This window comes from Sphingobium sp. 3R8, from assembly GCF_020166615.1.
Lineage (GTDB): Bacteria > Pseudomonadota > Alphaproteobacteria > Sphingomonadales > Sphingomonadaceae > Sphingobium > Sphingobium bisphenolicum.
The window spans coordinates 1-14,950 of record NZ_JAIQXR010000023.1 but is presented as its reverse complement, the minus strand read 5'-3'; the positions used below and the strand labels follow the sequence as shown (position 1 = coordinate 14,950).

Genomic DNA, 14,950 nt, shown 5'->3' with positions numbered 1-14,950 from the left:
TAAGGAGAGTGACTATCATGCCTTCCCTTCCGATCGAGGACCGGATTGCGCTGCAAGACCTGATCGCCGCCTATAGCTGGGCGCTCGACACGGGTGACGTCGACGGGCTGGTCGCCTGCTTCACCCCGGACGCGCGCATGGTGGAGGAAGTATTTGACGATCCCGACATCTGGGAGGGCCATGAAGGGATTCGCGGCATCGCCGAACATTATCGCAATGCGCCGGGCTTTCCGGGGCGCCAGCATCATGTGACGCAGGTTCAATATACCGCACAGGACGACGGCAGTTGCAAGATGCGCGGCTTCGCCTTCGTGACCGAGTGCGAGGGCGAGCCGCCCTATCTGTTGCGCTTTGCCGGCTGGTATGACGACCATGCGGTGAAGGGCGCCGACGGCCAGTGGCGCTTCCATCGCCGTACCGTGCGGCTTTGGGATGGCGAAGTGCTGAAGAATTTTCCCGGTCGCGGGGAATGGGTGCCGCGCAAGCGGCCGGACTCGCTGATTATCCGGCTGTAACACCAGCCGTTTCGAGTATGTCGAAAAACGGGAGCGCGGCTCTGGCCGCTTCTCGACCTTGGCCTGTCCTGAGCGCCTGCCTTGTCAAACAGTCGAAGGGCTCGAAGCGAACGGATGTTTAAGGTCTAACCATCACCCAACTGAACGCGGGCATCATCTCGCTGGCGGGCGCGACGGTGCAATGGCCGATCTTGTCCAGCGCCAGTTCGGCAAAGGCTTCGGGCCAGTTGGCTTGGGAAAGGTGCGCCAGCTTGGCGACGGTGGCGCCGTCCGCCTCGCAGTTGGCTACCATAGAAGCATGGCCATGCCGCACCAGCGCCACGCGCCGATAGCCTGCCTCGGCCGCGATCTCGCCGACCAGGAGTTCGTCGCTGCGCCGGGTGACAGCGAAGATCGCCGTGGGCGAAGTCGCCAGCAAAGCCCGCATCTGCCGCACGCGATCGCCGTCGAGCGTCACGGCCTGGCCGCCCAATGACTGAGCGCGGGCCGCGAAGCGGCGGCCGGCCATCAATTGCGCGTCGTGCAGGAGGAGCGGCAAGGTGGTCGCCTCCGTCCGTCCGCCGATCACCGCCGTCGAGGCCACCGCTGCGCTTGCCAGAAAGCCCCTTCGAGACAGGCCGCTCATGGCTTTGCCGCCTTGGCCAGATGCTCGGCGATCTGCTGCAACTCGGCGTCGCTCACTTCGCCCCGCGGGATGGCGGGCATGTTGCCGATGCCCATGCGCGCGGCCTGCACGACATAGTCGGCGGTCAGGTCGGTGCGCTTTTCCAGCAAGGGCTGGTCGGTGCGTCGCGCCAGCAAGCCGGTCCCCATGCCACCGGGTCCATGGCACATGGCGCATTTCGCCAGATAGAGTTTTTCGCCCGGCCCCGCCGCCGGCCGCGACGACAGCGTTTCGGGCGCGGGCAAGGGCGGCGGCCCCTTGGATGCCTGCGTCGGCGTTTCGCTCGCCCGGCCGCAGGCGGCGCCTGCCAATATCAGCGCGGCGCCCGCCAGCGCGATCATGCCCCGGCGCATCAGCCCCGCCCTCCCATGCGATTGCTGGGCCAGATGCCGCTCTTCCCCGGTGCGATCACACCCTTGGGATCGAGTGCATCCTTCACCCTGCGATTCAGCTGCCCCAGCGCACCTCTGTTAAAATCATAGGTGCCCGCGACTGCGTCCATATAGTCGAGATGGGTGCGATATTCGCCATAGCCCTGGGCCTTGGCGTCGGCGATCAGATGTTTGAGGAAGGGGTCGACCCGGCCCATCAGGTCTGGATCGTCCTTGTTGATGAGCACGGCGTTGACGTTGATGAGGTGGCGCTCGCCAAAGGCGAAGCTGGCCTGATAGTCCATGCCATATTCCTTGTAGCGGGCGTAGGTGCGCTGGAACTGGGCCTGCGCCGCTGCGCCCGATTGCGGCAGGATGGGCGAGAAGCCGATATGGCCACCGCGGCCGCCATGCCAGTTGGCGTTCTGCATCGGCATGGTGAGCGGCGTGCCGGTCCAGCCGGTCGCCTCCAGCGGTTCGCCGGTCTTCCATGTCGTGGGGCGCAGCGACATGGGCTTGAGCTTGCCCAGTTCCTGCTCCAGGATCGCATAGGCCGCCTTGTTGACCGACTCCCGGCCGTAAAGCCGCAGGCTCACCCCCCACCAGCCGACATTGAACTTCTTGCGGATCGCCGCGATCACATCGTCGGGCAGCGCGCCGGGCTTGTCGGTCCACTGGTCGCGGGTCGTGACCACGGCAGCGGCGCGCAGCCAGTTGCCGATGGTCGGCGACTGCTGCAACAGCCCTTCGCGACGGAGCGGCGCGATCGCGTCGATCAGCGGTCCCAGATCCTCCGGCCGGTCGAATTCCAGATCCATGCCCATCAGCGATTCCGGCGCGGGCATCAGCCACAGGCCCATTTTGGTGACGATGCCGAAATTGGACTGGACGAACATCTGGTCCCAGCCGGGGCCGAAGCCGAAGCGGTAGAGCTGCCAGGTCGGCGCGCCGTCCAGAGCGCCCATGCCGGTCCGCACGACGAGGCCGTCGGCCATCACCGCCTCTATGCCGCAGATGCGCGTCGCATGTTCGCCATAGGGGGTATAGCCCATGCCGCGATCCAGCGCATTGCCGACCACCGATCCCCAGCTATTGCCCGGCACCGACAGCCAATGTTTCATGCCCCTCGATTTCAGAAAGTCGTAGAGGTCGTAGAAGCCGACGCCCGGCTCCAGCAGCACCGTGCCGTTCGCCTCGTCATAGTCGATCTTCTTCATCCGGCTGAGGTCCAGCACCACCGACCCCGCCAGCAGCGGGGCGGAACCGCCATAGCCCAGATTCTTGCCCCGGCTGATCGGCCACAGCGCAATGCCACGGTCGGAGGCGATGCGGACGATCGCCTGAATCTCCTCCACTGTCGCGGGGGCGACTGCCCCGGCCGGGTGATGGCGGGCGTCGTCGATCGCGAACTTGTCCTGATAGCTTGCCTGGTCGGCCTCATCGAAAAAGACATGATCCTTGCCGACGATCGCCGCGAAGGCGGCGATGGTGGCGGATGGAAGCGTTTGGGCCATGCTGTGGTGTGCCTTGTCGTAAAAGGGGTCAGGCCGCCGCGGTCCAGCGGGTGCGCGCGGGCGGACGCGCCCCACCATCCAGCCGCAGGACTTCGGCGTTGATCATCGGATTGCGGATCAGGAACATGGCGGCGTCGGCAAACTCCTCGGCCGTGCCGGCGCGGCGGGGAAATTCCATGCCGCCGACCAGTTCCTCGACCAGCGCTTGCGGCATGTGCGCGGTCATCGGTGTCGCGAAGAAGCCGGGCGCGATGCCGACGCAGCGGATCGCGTGGCGGGACAGGTCGCGCGCCCAGATGAGCGTGAGCGCGGCAAGCGCCGCCTTGGACGCGCCATAGGCGCCCATCCCCTCCTGCCCTTCGAAGGACGCGATCGAACAGGCATTGAGGATCACGCCTCGCGTGCCATCCGGGCCGTCCGGTGCGTTGCCGATCATGCGATGCGCGATATGGGCCGTGACGTTCACGGCGCCGATCAGATTGACGTCGATCACCCGGCGGAAGGCAGCGACATCACCCGGCCCCGCCGACGTGGCGATCGGTCCGATGCCGCCTATCCCGGCCATGTTCGCCAGGATCGACACGGGGCCGAGCTGGGCGATGGCGCTGGCCACCGCCGCCTCATCTGTAATGTCGCAGAGGATGGAGCGCACACCTGGCAGTTTGCTGGCGCATATGTCCATCACCACAATATGTGCGCCCGCGGACAGCAAGTTGGACACCAGTGCGGCGCCCAGCCCCGATGCGCCGCCGGTGACGAGCGCCGTCTTGCCTTGCACATCCATCTCGCCTCGCTTCGCCGGCCATGCCAGTCTATTAATAACGATCGTTATTATCTGGCGGTATGGCCTGCTTGTCAAGCGGACTGCCCGCGGCGACCTTGAAAAAGCGCTTGCCTATCATGGTTGCCGGATTGTATGCCTATGATACATATCGTGCAGGAGCAGGAAGATGGAAGAGCAGGACGTCGTTTCCGTACATGTCGAAAACCGGATCGCCTGGGTGAATTTCGCGCGGCCGGCCAAGCGCAACGCGATGAGCCCGACGCTCAACCGGCGCATGATGGAGGTGCTGGACGAACTGGAATATCGCGACGATGTCGGCGTGCTGGTGCTGGGCGGCGAAGGCACCGCCTGGTCGGCGGGCATGGACCTGAAGGAATATTTCCGCGACACCGAATCTCAGGGCCTGCGTGGCGTGCGCAAGTCGCAGGCCGAAAGCTATGGCTGGTTCCGCCGCCTGCGCTGGTATCAGAAGCCGACCATCGCCATGGTCAATGGCTGGTGCTTCGGTGGCGGCTTTGGTCCGCTCTTCGCCTGCGACCTCGCCATCTGCGCGGACGAGGCGCAGTTCGGCCTGTCCGAGATCAACTGGGGCATATTGCCCGGCGGTGGCGTGACCAAGGTGGTGGTCGACCTGCTGCCCATGCGCGACGCCATGTGGCTGACGCTGACCGGCGACCTGATCGACGGCAAGGCCGCATCCGCCATGCGGCTTGTCAATGAGAGCGTCCCGCTGGAGCAGCTCAAGGCGCGCACGACCGCAGTGGCGGAGATGCTGTTGAAGAAGAATCCGGTGGCGCTCAAATTCGCCAAGGATGCCGTCCGCCGCGTCGGCACCATGACCTATGACGAGGCGGAAGATTATCTGGTCCGGATGCAGGAAGCCGCAAACTTCCACGACAAGAGCGAAGGCCGCAAGGAAGGCATCCGCCAGTTTATCGACGAGAAGAGCTACAAGCCGGGCCTGGGCGCCTATGATCTGAGCAAGGCGAAGACCGAGGCCTGAAGCCGATCAGCGATATGGGGTCAGGCCGCGGCCTGACCCCATCCGCCGCCCAGCGCGCGGAACAGATCGACCTGCGCGAAGGACAGGGCGCGGGTCGCGGTCGCCAGATCCGCCTCGGCACTGGCGAGCGTGCGCTGCGCGTCCAGCACCGTCAGGAAATCGATCTGCCCTTCGCGCTGCCGGGCCAGACTGATCCGGGCCGCGCGGGCCGCTTCGTCCCGCGCCAGGCCCAGCGTCTGTGCCCGCTCGATCGCATGGGCATAGGCCGACAAGGCGCGCTCGCTTTCCTCCAGCGCCTGTAGCACCGTACCATCGAAGGTCGCCAGCGAGGCCGCGCCGTCCGCCTTCGCCGCGCCGATCCGCGCCCGGATCGCTTCCGTGTTGGGGAAGGCCCAGCTAATGAGCGGTCCCAGCACCCAGTTCAACGGGCCGCCGCCCAGCACATTGCCGCCACCCAGCGCCGTGGTGCCGACCGATCCGCCCAGCGTGATGCGGGGGTAGAGGTCGGCCGTCGCTACGCCGATCCGCGCCGTGTCCGCCGCCAGCCGCCGTTCGGCCGCGCGCACATCCGGCCGCCGCGCCAGCAGCGCCTGGCCATCGCCGACCGGGATCGGCTGGGCCAGTTGCGGCGTGCGGGTCGCCGCGCGTACGCTGTCGGGCAATTGCTGCGGCGTCCGCCCGGTCAGCGTGGCCAATCGGAACAGCGCCGCATCCCGATCCGCGGCCAGCGCCGGGATCGTCGCCTTTTGCTGTTCGCGCAGCGCGGTCACACGGATCACGTCCAGTCGATCGGACCGACCGACTTCGAATCGCGCGCCGGTGATGCGGATCGACTGGTCGAGCAGCGCCACCGTCCGCTGCGCCACTGCCAGCCGTTCGGCCGTAGCGGTAACGTCGAGATAGGCGCGCACCGTGTCGGCGATCACCGCGACGCGGACGCCGTCGGCATCGGCCTGCACCGCCGCCAGATCGCCCCGTGCCGCTTCGACGCCGCGCTTCACCCGGCCGAACAGATCGACTTCGTAGGAGACGTCGAGCCCGCCATCGAGCACCCAATTTTCCCGGTCTATGCCCGGCAGCGACTGCGCCGCCGACGTCCGGTTATAGGTGCCGGACGCGCCGAGGCTGGTCTGCGGCAGACGATCCGACTGCGCGCCGCGCAGCGACGCCCGCGCCCGCTCGATCCGCGCCACCGCCACGCGGATGTCGGTGTTGGCGGCCAGCGCGTCCCCGACGAGCGTGTCGAGCAGCGGATCGCCATAGAGCGTCCACCAGCGATCCTGCACGGCGGCCGTGCTGACCGCCGCGCCGGTCGCGCCGATGAAGGGCGCGGCCGCCGTTGTCGGGGTAGCGGGCAGCCGATAGTCCGGCCCGGCGGCGCAGGCGGTGAGCGCACTTGCGCCTAGCAGGAGAGCGATGAAAGTCCGGGTCATATCTCTGTTCCTCATTCGGCCGGCTGCAAGGCAGCGTCGGCCTCTGGACGCCGGCGGCGGGCGAAACGATCGCCCAGCGCGCGGCACACGACATAGAAGGTGGGGGTGAAGAGCAGGCCGAAGGCGGTTACACCGGCCATGCCGAAGAACACCGCCGTCCCCAGCGCCTGCCGCAGCTCGGCCCCCGCACCGGTCGCGATCACCAGCGGCACCGCGCCGAGGATGAAGGCGAAGCTGGTCATCAGGATCGGGCGCAGACGGGTCTGCGCGGCCTGAACGGCGGCCTCGATCGGCGACAGCCCCTGTTCTTCCTCCGCCTGCTTGGCGAATTCGACCACGAGGATGGCGTTCTTCGCCGCGAGGGCGATCAGCACCACCAGGCCGATCTGCGTCAGGATATTATTGTCCATGCCCCGCAGGTTGATGCCCAGCATCGCGGCGAACAGGCACATCGGCACGATCAGGATGATCGCCAGCGGCAAGGTCAGGCTTTCATATTGCGCCGCCAGCACCAGGAAGACGAAGAAGACGGCCATGCCGAAGACGATGCCGGCGGTGTTGCCCGCGCTCTTCTGCTGATAGGCGATGCCGGTCCATTCGCTGGCATAGCCTTCGGGCAGCGCCGCGCTCATCTTGTCGATGGTCGTGAGCGACTGGCCGGACGAATAGCCGGGCGCCGTGTCGCCATCGACCTCCACTGCGGGCATCAGATTGTAGCGGACGACGCGATAGGGGCCGGTCTTGTCGCGGAAGGTGGCGACGGACCCGATCGGCACCATGCCCCCGGCGTTCGACCGGGTCTTGAGGTTGGCGATGTCCGCGACCGTGCCGCGATGTTCGGCATCGGCCTGCGCGGTGACGCGATAGGTGCGGCCCAGCAGGTTGAAGTCGTTGACGAAAGCCGACCCCAGATAGACCTGCATCGCTTCGAACACGCGCTCCGGCGGGACGCCGAGCAGGTCGGCCTTGGCGCGGTCGACATCGGCGTAGATGCGCGGGGTGCTGACGTCGAACAGCGTGTAGATCATCGACAGGCCGGGAGTCTGGTTGGCCTTGGCGATGAAGTCCTGCGCGACCTTGTTCAGTTCGGCATAGCCACGATCCTGCCGGTCCTCCAGCATGATGCGATAGCCGCCGGCCGACCCGATGCCCTGGATGACGGGTGGCGGCACCAGCAGGATGCGCGCCTTGTCATAGCCGGCCATCGCCTTGTTCGCCTGCTCCATGATCCCGGCATAGGTGACGCCCTCCGCCTTGCGTTCGGCAAAGCTCTTGAAGGGGAAGTAGATCGCCGCCGAATTGGGCGCCGCGGTCTGCGACGGGCCATGGAAGCCAGCGAACATCACCGCGCCGCGCAGCCCCTTGATCGGCAGTATCTTGTCCGCGACCTCGCGCGTCACCTTGTCGGTGCGTTCGAGCGACGCGCCCGAGGGCAGTTGCACCACGGCCAGGAAATAGCCCTGGTCCTGCGACGGGATGAAGCCTGCGGGCGTCACCCAGAACAGGCCCGCCGTCGCCACGATCAGCCCGGCATAGGTCGCCAGCATCTTTTTGGGGCGAGCAACCAGCCAGCGGGTGAGGCGGGCATAGCCCTCGCTCATCCGGTCGAAACCAGTGTTGAAGCCATCCACCACCACGCCCAGCTTCTGCCGCCAGAGCGGGTCGTTGCTGCGGTCGCGCGGGCCATGCTTGGCATGCAGCAGCAAAGCGGCTGCGGCGGGCGACAGGGTGAGCGAGAGGATCAGCGAGATGATCGTCGCGGTCGAGATGGTGACCGCGAACTGCTGGTAGAAGGCCCCGGAAATGCCGGTGATGAAGAGCGTCGGCACGAACACGGCGCACAGCACCAGCACGATCGCCACCAGCGCCCCCGACACTTCGTCCATCGACGTGCGCGCGGCCTCCAGCGGCGTCATGCCCCGACCGATATTGCGCTCGACATTTTCGACCACGACGATCGCGTCGTCGACGACGATGCCGATCGCCAGCACCAGCCCGAACAGGGACAGGTTGTTGAGAGAATAGCCCAGGCCCGCCAGGATCGTCGCCGTGCCGATCAGCGATACCGGGATGGCGATGATCGGGATGATCGCCGCGCGCCAGTTCTGGAGGAAGACGAGGATGACGAGCACCACCAGCAGCACCGCTTCCAGCAGGGTGTGATAGACCGCGTCGATCGACTGGCTGATGAATTCGGTCGGGTTGTAGATGACGCTATATTCCAGCCCCTTGGGGAAGCGCTGGGAAAGCTGGTCCATCTCCGCCTTCACATGCTCGGCCGCGTCGAGCGCGTTGGAGCCGGGGCGCTGCATCACCGCGATGACGACGGTGGGCTTGCCCGACAGATAGGTGTTGATCGCATAATCCTGCGCGCCCAGCTCAACACGCGCGACGTCGCGGACGCGCACCTGGCGGCCGTCGGCATCGCTGCGGATCACGATATTGGCGAACTGGTCGGGCGACGTCAGGCGGCCCTGCATCTCGACGCCGAGCTGGAAGGCTTCGCCCCGGTCGTAAGGGGGCTGGCCGATCGCACCAGCCGATACCTGGACGTTCTGCGCGCGCAGGGCCGACACGATTTCGCCCGCCGTCAGGTCCATCGCGGCGGCCCGGCCCGGATCGATCCAGACGCGCATCGCATAGTCGCGCGACCCGAATAGCTGGACATCGCCGACGCCGTCGAGCCGGGCCAGCCGGTCGCGAACCTGCGTCAGCGCATAGTTGGACAGGTAGTTGCGGTCGAACGTGCCGTCGGGCGACTGGAGGTTGACCACCATCAGGAATTCGGGCGTCGTCTTGCGCGTCACCACACCCAGCCGCTGCACCTCTTCGGGCAGGCGGGGCACGGCGACGGCGACGCGGTTCTGGACCAGCACCTGCGCGGCGTCGAGGTCGGTGCCGATCTTGAAGGTGACGGTGATCGTCACCTTGCCATCGCCGGTCGACTGGCTGCTTTGATAAAGCATATCGTCGACGCCGTTGATTTCCTGCTCGATCGGCGCGGCCACGGTCGACGCGACCGTTTCGGCGGATGCGCCGGGATATTGGGCGGACACCGTGACCGTGGGAGGCACGATGTCGGGATATTGGCTGACCGGCAGGCCGATAAAGGCCAGCGCGCCGATGACGGTGATGACCACCGCGATGACCGCCGCGAAGATCGGCCGGTCGATGAAAAAGCGCGAGAAACGCATCAGGCAAGTCCTTTGCGAAAAGCAAAAGGGAGGCCGCGCGATCCGACGGGTCGGATCGCGGGCGGGGAAATCAACCGGAACGCGGTTGTGTTACCGCTCGAAAGTCGCCTGAGACGCGACCGGCGCGGCCCTGTCGGTCGGCGTGATCGGTGCCGGGGTTGCCTTGATCGGGGCACTGCGGGTCGCAACCTTCGTGCCGGGCATGGCAGCCTGAGCGTTGGTCACGACGACCTTGTCCTGCGGTGACAGGCCCGAACGAATGATCCGCAGCCCATCGACCAGCGGCCCCAGTTGCACCGGTTTGGCGGCGACCACATCGTCGCGGCCGACCACCAGCACCGTCTTGAGCGCCTGGTCGGACTGGATCGCTTCGTCCGGGACCAGCAGAGCGTTGACCTTGCCGCCGCTGGACAGGCGCATATTGCCAAACAGGCCGGGCGTCAGGAACAGGTCGGGATTGTGCAGCACGGCGCGGCCACGGATGGTGCCCGACCGGGGATCAAGCCCATTGTCGGTGAAGTCAAGTTGCCCCTTCCAGCGATAATCGGCTTCATCCTGCAGGCGGATTTCGACTTCGCCGCCATTGCCTTCCGCATGATCCCGCTGCGATTTCAGGAACAGCGCTTCGGATGCGTCAAAGCTGAAATAGATGGGGTCGAGCGCATTAATGGTGGTGAGCAGGCTGGCGCCCGCCCCTTCCGCCCCCGATACCAGATTGCCGATATCGACCTTTCGATCGGATACCCGACCCGAAATCGGGGCGCGGATCAGGGTGAATTCGACATCCAGCGCACGAGTGCGGGCGCGGGCGTCGGCCGCGGCGAGCGCCGCCTGCGCCGCTTGCAGGCGGGCGCGTAGCGTATCGATCTCGCTCGCTGACACAGCTTCGTCACCGGTCAGGCGCTGGACGCGGGCATAGTCCGCCTGTGCCAGTCGCAGGCCGCTGCGTGCGCTGGCAACATTGGCGCGGGCTTCGGCCAGCGCGGCGAGAAAGGGCCGCTGGTCGAGCGTGAAGAGCAACTGCCCCTTGCGTACGATGTCGCCGTCGCGGAAGTGGATGGCCGTCACCGGCCCGGACACGCGCGGCCGGACATCGACCGTCTGGCTGGGGGCGAAGCGGCCGACATAATCGTCCCACTGCACCACCTGCCGCATCAGCGGTGCGGCGACGCCCACCGTCACCACCGGCGCGGCGGACGCCTGCGCCTGCGGCTGGCCCGCATATTTCCAGCCGACGCCACCGACGATCGCCAGCGCCAGCGCGGCCCAGGCGACATGCCGGCCGCTCCAGCGCTTGCGCACCGCTTCAGACCGGATTTCCGCGGCCGGTGCGTCCGCGTCGATCTTCGTGATCATGTTCATGCGACAGTCCCCTTGATGCTGTGGCGCGCGGCGGTGATCGCGGAAAGGAGCAATTCAAGCTGCCCCTCGCTGAAACCCGCTGTGCGGAAATCGGTGATGGCGGAAGGGCGGACAGCGAAACCATTGTGCCACCCCTCCACGGCGAGCCGGCGCAGCGCTTCCAGACGCGCGCTGGCGAGCCGGAAATGCGGTTGCGGACCGAAGATCATGGTCTTGATCCGCGTCCAGAGGCCCGGTTCGCGCAAAGATGCCAGACCATCGCCGCGGGCCAGTTGCACCACCTGCCATTCGGTCGGCGAAAAGCCGGTGGCGGCGGCTTTGATACGGTCGCGCACGACAGACAAGGCGATGCCGTCGCCAACCGCGAGCAGCGGCTGGGCAAAATCGATATAGGCCATTTGATCGGTCCCCTGATGATGCGCAAACCTGGCCGCGCCGCCCGATGGGGCATGCACGATCCTCTCCCGAACCGCGGCGGCGTCAGGATGCGCAGGTCATGGTCGGCAGGACGCAGGCCCCACCCGGCATGACCAGATGTTGATGCAGATGCGGCGCGCCGGAACGGCCGTTAAGTCGATGTCACTCGCTTATGGATAAACAGGCTTTTGCCATTGAGCCTCCTTCGAGGCTGAGCCTCAACCGGATTTCATACTTATCGGTATATAATGCGATGCGGCATGTCGTCAACCGCTTTCTGTACCGCTTGGTAAAAATTTATGAAGCGATGCTGAACGAGGCGGAAATGCTCAGGCGCTGGGCCACATGGCGAGCGTCGTTTCAACCAGCTGTTCGAGCTGCGCGGGCGTCGCCCCGCCGCTGGCCTGGACGCCCATGCCCTGGATGACGGCGGTCAGATAGGTGGCGATCGCGGCCGGTTCGATCGCGGCGGGCAGATCGCCTTCCGCCCTGGCGCGCTCCAGCCGTTCGACCAGCGCCTTGTCCGACGAGGCGCGGCGCGCGATCACATCGGTCTTGATCGATTCGGCCTGGGTGGTGCAGGCGACCATGCTGATGACGCCGAGGCAGGCGCGCGGATCATTGCCGCCGGTCTGGATTTGCAGGGTGCCGCGCAACAGACGTTCGGCGACACCGCGCGCGGTGGGGGCATCGAGAGCGGAGCGCATATAGCAGAGCTTGTCGCGCTCATAGAGGTCGAGCGCCTTGTGAAACAGCGCTTCCTTGTTGCCGAAACAGGCGTATAGGCTGGGCTTGGTAATGCCCATCGCCTCGGTCAGTTCGGCCAGCGACGCGCCTTCATAGCCGCGGGTCCAGAAGACCTGGAGCGCAGCCGACAGGGCTTCCTCGGGATCGAATTCCCTGGGGCGTCCTCTCGTTACGGGTTCGGCTGCCATTTTCATACCGATCGGTATATAGGCATGGCGGCGCGATTGTCCAGATGCCGCACCATCCCTTTCGCAGGGCGCTTCACATTTATGATATATCCATATTCGTGAATTTATGGCACCTATCTGCCATTCGAGGGAGAGAGATGCATGTCCATAGCCACCACCCATGTCGGCAGCCTGCCGCGCGGCGACGCGCTGACCCCGCTGCTGCTGGCCCGCGACAAGGGCGAGCCCTATGATGCCGCTTCGTTCGACACGACAGTCCAGCAGGCGGTGACGGACGCGGTCGCGGCGCAGGTCGGCGCGGGCGTGTCCATCGTCAGCGACGGCGAACTGGGCAAGGTCGGCTATTCCACCTATATGATCGAGCGATTGTCGGGCTTTGGCGGGCATATCGATCGCAAGGTCGCGGCCGACCTCGCTCCGCTGCCGGAACTGCGGCAGAAGCTGGCGGCGATCATGGGGAGCCAGGAATTTACCCGCGCCTCCTGCATCGGACCGGTCCGGCTGGTGACGCTGGCGCCGCTGCACGACGACATCCGCCGGTTCAAGACGGCGCTGGCCGGTCATGCCGGCACCCGCGCCTTCATGAACGCCGCGTCCCCCGGCCTCATCACCGCTTTCCAGGTCAACCGCCATTATCCCAGCCACGAAGCCTATCTGGCCGATCTGGTCGATGCGATGCGCGAGGAATATGAGACGATCGTCGCGGCGGGATTCGACCTGCAGCTCGATTGCCCCGACCTCGCCATGTCGCGCCACACCGGCTATCAGGATGCGAGCGACGAGGAGTTCATCAGGATCGCCGCCGCCAATGTCGAAGCACTGAATGCCGCGACCGCCAATATCCCCGCGGACCGGATGCGGATGCATATCTGCTGGGGCAATTATGAAGGGCCGCACGATCACGACATTCCGCTGGAGAAGGTGATCGACATCATATTGGCCGCCCGTCCCGCGACCGTGCTGTTCGAGGGCGCCAATCCATGCCACGAGCATGAATGGACGGTGTGGCGCGACGCCAAAGTGCCGGGCGACAAGATCCTCGCCCCCGGCCTGATCGATACCTGCTCCAACTATGTGGAACATCCCGAACTGATCGCCCAGCGGATCGCGCGTTTCGCCGGGATTGTCGGCAAGGACCGGGTGATCGCCAGCACCGATTGCGGCTTCGGCACCTTCGCCGGATATGGCAAGATCGATCCGGCGGTGACCTGGAAGAAGCTGCGGTCGCTACGCGCCGGCGCGGACCTGGCGGACGCGCGCCTGTGAGGTCGGCAGTGACGGAAGAGCAGCGCCGCGGAATCGAACAGGATTGCGCCCGTCTGGTTGCGCTCTACGCCAATCTGAATGACGCGGGGCGCTGGGCGGATGTCGCGGCGCTCTATGCGCCCGATGGCCGCATGGCGCGCCCGACTGCGCCGGACGAGTGGACGGAGGGGCGCGACGCGATCCTCGCCGCTTTCCTCGCCCGGCCGGCGCGGACGACGCGGCATGCCTGCTCCAATGTCGTCATCGACGTCCTGAGCGACAGCGAAGCGACGGGGGAAAGCGCAATGCTGTTGTTCACAGGCGAGGGCGCGCCGAAAGTCGGTTCCTTTCACGACCGTTTCGTGCGCATAGAGGCGGGCTGGCGCTTTGCCGAAAGGCGGGGCAGTCTTACGTTTTAAACAGGGGTTCGCTGGCTCATGAATGGCACCACGCCGTCCACCGTCAAATCGGCGATGCGCACCATCGACATCATCGAATATGTCGTGGCGCGCCCGGCCGGGGTGGTGGCGCAGGAGATCGCCGCCGGGCTGGCGATCCCGGTCAGCAGCCTGTCCTACCTGCTCGCGACGCTGGCGGAGCGCCACTATCTGACCCGCGAAGGGCGGCGCTATCTGCCGGGGCCAGCGCTGGAACGGCTGGCGTCGCCGCGCATCGCCATGTCGCTGGCCGACAAGGTCCGGCCGCTGGTCAAGTCGCTGCGGTTGCAGATGAACGAGACGGCGTCCTTCTTCATCCGCGACGGCTGGCATCTGGAGGCGATCGTGACCGAGACGGCGGAACAGTCGCTCCGCTATTCGATCAGCGTGGGCACGCGCAGCCCGCTCCATTGCCTGGCCGCGGGCAAGGCGCTGCTCGCCACCATGGCCGATGCCGAACTGGACGGCTATTTCGCACAGGCGCGGCTGGAGAGCTTCACCCCCAGCAGCATTACCGATGAAGCGCAGTTGCGCGCGGAACTGGCGGAGATCCGCGCCACCGGCATCGGCCGCACTCGCGAGGAATATACGCCGGGCATCTGCGGCCTTGGCATGGCGGTGATGGTGGACGATGTGGCGGTCGGCGCCTTTGCCCTGGCGATTCCCGTGCCGCGTTTCACCGCCGAGGTGGAGGGACGAACCATCGCCAAGCTGGCGCAGGCCGTGAGCCTGTTCACCGCCGCCGAGATGCCGGCGGTGTGAAGCGTGGCGCGCCATGGACGCGGCGAGGCAAAGTATACAGTGTCGTCGGGTGAAAGAGGCCGGACGCGCTCGCGAAGCGCTTCCGACGCCCCTGCGAAGCGTCTGTGACGCGCCGCATGGGCGACAGCGGCGCGACAGGCGCACGACGGTTATGCGCCGCCGACGCGACAGGAACGCATCAACGGTCCGGGCGGGTCTGAATGAGGCGAAACGCTGCTTCATCCATCAGGATAGATCAGACATTATCCTACATTGGAAGGGGTTGGGCGGCTGGAAGAAATGCCGAAAGCCTATCTGTCTTTGAATGGCGACAA

General features: G+C 66.1%; 14 protein-coding genes. 5 read left to right on the top strand and 9 right to left on the bottom strand.

The genetic code is table 11. From position 1 onward, the window contains the following. The first annotated feature begins 17 nt into the window (after nucleotides 1-17). Nucleotides 18-515, top strand: coding sequence for a nuclear transport factor 2 family protein (locus K9B33_RS18890; RefSeq protein WP_224550612.1), 498 nt, complete (start codon nucleotides 18-20; stop codon nucleotides 513-515). Nucleotides 516-633: 118 nt separating this feature from the next. Here the strand turns inward: K9B33_RS18890 and K9B33_RS18885 are convergent, their stop codons facing one another. Genes K9B33_RS18885 through K9B33_RS18870 form a run of 4 tightly spaced genes read right to left on the bottom strand, consistent with a single transcriptional unit; the run spans nucleotide 634 to nucleotide 3,848 of the window. Next, nucleotides 634-1,140 (bottom strand): hypothetical protein, encoded by a 507-nt coding sequence (locus K9B33_RS18885; protein ID WP_224550611.1) that lies wholly within the window; start codon nucleotides 1,138-1,140, stop codon nucleotides 634-636. Next, a complete protein-coding gene (locus tag K9B33_RS18880) occupies nucleotides 1,137-1,532 on the bottom strand; it encodes a c-type cytochrome (RefSeq protein ID WP_224550610.1) in 396 nt (131 codons plus the stop codon). Before K9B33_RS18880 ends, K9B33_RS18885 begins: the two co-directional genes overlap by 4 nt. Further along, on the bottom strand, nucleotides 1,532-3,064 hold the full coding sequence (locus K9B33_RS18875) for an FAD-binding oxidoreductase (RefSeq protein WP_224550609.1): 1,533 nt from the start codon (nucleotides 3,062-3,064) through the stop codon (nucleotides 1,532-1,534). The genes K9B33_RS18880 and K9B33_RS18875 overlap by 1 nt, the downstream gene beginning before the upstream one ends. A gap of 28 nt (nucleotides 3,065-3,092) precedes the next feature. Further along, nucleotides 3,093-3,848 (bottom strand): SDR family NAD(P)-dependent oxidoreductase, encoded by a 756-nt coding sequence (locus K9B33_RS18870; RefSeq protein ID WP_224550608.1) that lies wholly within the window; start codon nucleotides 3,846-3,848, stop codon nucleotides 3,093-3,095. A 166-nt stretch (nucleotides 3,849-4,014) separates the two neighbouring features. Here K9B33_RS18870 and K9B33_RS18865 point away from each other — a divergent pair, with 166 nt between their 5' ends. Continuing rightward, a complete protein-coding gene (locus tag K9B33_RS18865; protein ID WP_224550607.1) occupies nucleotides 4,015-4,851 on the top strand; it encodes a p-hydroxycinnamoyl CoA hydratase/lyase in 837 nt (278 codons plus the stop codon). A 20-nt stretch (nucleotides 4,852-4,871) separates the two neighbouring features. Here K9B33_RS18865 and K9B33_RS18860 read toward each other — a convergent pair whose 3' ends face one another. From K9B33_RS18860 to K9B33_RS18840, 5 genes are all read right to left on the bottom strand, one after another. Next, nucleotides 4,872-6,284 (bottom strand): efflux transporter outer membrane subunit, encoded by a 1,413-nt coding sequence (locus tag K9B33_RS18860; RefSeq protein ID WP_224550606.1) that lies wholly within the window; start codon nucleotides 6,282-6,284, stop codon nucleotides 4,872-4,874. A gap of 11 nt (nucleotides 6,285-6,295) precedes the next feature. After that, entirely contained in the window at nucleotides 6,296-9,478 is a 3,183-nt protein-coding gene (locus K9B33_RS18855; protein ID WP_224550605.1) for an efflux RND transporter permease subunit, read from the bottom strand. Nucleotides 9,479-9,568: 90 nt separating this feature from the next. After that, nucleotides 9,569-10,840 (bottom strand): efflux RND transporter periplasmic adaptor subunit, encoded by a 1,272-nt coding sequence (locus tag K9B33_RS18850; RefSeq protein WP_224550604.1) that lies wholly within the window; start codon nucleotides 10,838-10,840, stop codon nucleotides 9,569-9,571. Continuing rightward, nucleotides 10,837-11,238: a hypothetical protein gene (locus K9B33_RS18845; RefSeq protein WP_224550603.1), complete on the bottom strand. Its 402-nt coding sequence runs from the start codon at nucleotides 11,236-11,238 to the stop codon at nucleotides 10,837-10,839. The genes K9B33_RS18850 and K9B33_RS18845 overlap by 4 nt, the downstream gene beginning before the upstream one ends. 348 nt (nucleotides 11,239-11,586) lie before the next feature. Continuing rightward, nucleotides 11,587-12,198, bottom strand: a complete 612-nt coding sequence (locus K9B33_RS18840; RefSeq protein WP_224550602.1) for a TetR/AcrR family transcriptional regulator — start codon at nucleotides 12,196-12,198, stop codon at nucleotides 11,587-11,589. Between the two features lie 135 nt (nucleotides 12,199-12,333). On the opposite strand from K9B33_RS18840, the gene K9B33_RS18835 reads away from it, so the two are divergent. From K9B33_RS18835 to K9B33_RS18825, 3 genes are read left to right on the top strand one after another with little or no spacing between them, the layout of a single operon-like run. Continuing rightward, the gene (locus K9B33_RS18835) at nucleotides 12,334-13,458 is read left to right on the top strand and encodes a cobalamin-independent methionine synthase II family protein (protein ID WP_224550601.1); all 1,125 of its coding nucleotides are present in this window, start codon (nucleotides 12,334-12,336) and stop codon (nucleotides 13,456-13,458) included. Between the two features lie 8 nt (nucleotides 13,459-13,466). Further along, nucleotides 13,467-13,856 (top strand): nuclear transport factor 2 family protein, encoded by a 390-nt coding sequence (locus tag K9B33_RS18830; protein ID WP_224550600.1) that lies wholly within the window; start codon nucleotides 13,467-13,469, stop codon nucleotides 13,854-13,856. 18 nt (nucleotides 13,857-13,874) lie between these two features. Continuing rightward, the gene (locus K9B33_RS18825; RefSeq protein WP_224550599.1) at nucleotides 13,875-14,636 is read left to right on the top strand and encodes an IclR family transcriptional regulator; all 762 of its coding nucleotides are present in this window, start codon (nucleotides 13,875-13,877) and stop codon (nucleotides 14,634-14,636) included. The last annotated feature ends 314 nt before the right edge of the window (nucleotides 14,637-14,950 follow it).

What these genes read in the sequence shown, in the direction of transcription:
- K9B33_RS18875 (WP_224550609.1), bottom strand. Translation starts at nt 3,064, where the DNA reads ATGGCCCAAACGCTTCCATCCGCCACCATCGCCGCCTTCGCGGCGATC.
- K9B33_RS18865 (WP_224550607.1), top strand. Translation starts at nt 4,015, where the DNA reads ATGGAAGAGCAGGACGTCGTTTCCGTACATGTCGAAAACCGGATCGCC.
- K9B33_RS18850 (WP_224550604.1), bottom strand. Translation starts at nt 10,840, where the DNA reads ATGAACATGATCACGAAGATCGACGCGGACGCACCGGCCGCGGAAATC.
- K9B33_RS18840 (WP_224550602.1), bottom strand. Translation starts at nt 12,198, where the DNA reads ATGAAAATGGCAGCCGAACCCGTAACGAGAGGACGCCCCAGGGAATTC.
- K9B33_RS18845 (WP_224550603.1), bottom strand. Translation starts at nt 11,238, where the DNA reads ATGGCCTATATCGATTTTGCCCAGCCGCTGCTCGCGGTTGGCGACGGC.
- K9B33_RS18860 (WP_224550606.1), bottom strand. Translation starts at nt 6,284, where the DNA reads ATGACCCGGACTTTCATCGCTCTCCTGCTAGGCGCAAGTGCGCTCACC.
- K9B33_RS18835 (WP_224550601.1), top strand. Translation starts at nt 12,334, where the DNA reads ATGTCCATAGCCACCACCCATGTCGGCAGCCTGCCGCGCGGCGACGCG.
- K9B33_RS18880 (WP_224550610.1), bottom strand. Translation starts at nt 1,532, where the DNA reads ATGCGCCGGGGCATGATCGCGCTGGCGGGCGCCGCGCTGATATTGGCA.
- K9B33_RS18825 (WP_224550599.1), top strand. Translation starts at nt 13,875, where the DNA reads ATGAATGGCACCACGCCGTCCACCGTCAAATCGGCGATGCGCACCATC.
- K9B33_RS18870 (WP_224550608.1), bottom strand. Translation starts at nt 3,848, where the DNA reads ATGGATGTGCAAGGCAAGACGGCGCTCGTCACCGGCGGCGCATCGGGG.
- K9B33_RS18890 (WP_224550612.1), top strand. Translation starts at nt 18, where the DNA reads ATGCCTTCCCTTCCGATCGAGGACCGGATTGCGCTGCAAGACCTGATC.
- K9B33_RS18885 (WP_224550611.1), bottom strand. Translation starts at nt 1,140, where the DNA reads ATGAGCGGCCTGTCTCGAAGGGGCTTTCTGGCAAGCGCAGCGGTGGCC.
- K9B33_RS18855 (WP_224550605.1), bottom strand. Translation starts at nt 9,478, where the DNA reads ATGCGTTTCTCGCGCTTTTTCATCGACCGGCCGATCTTCGCGGCGGTC.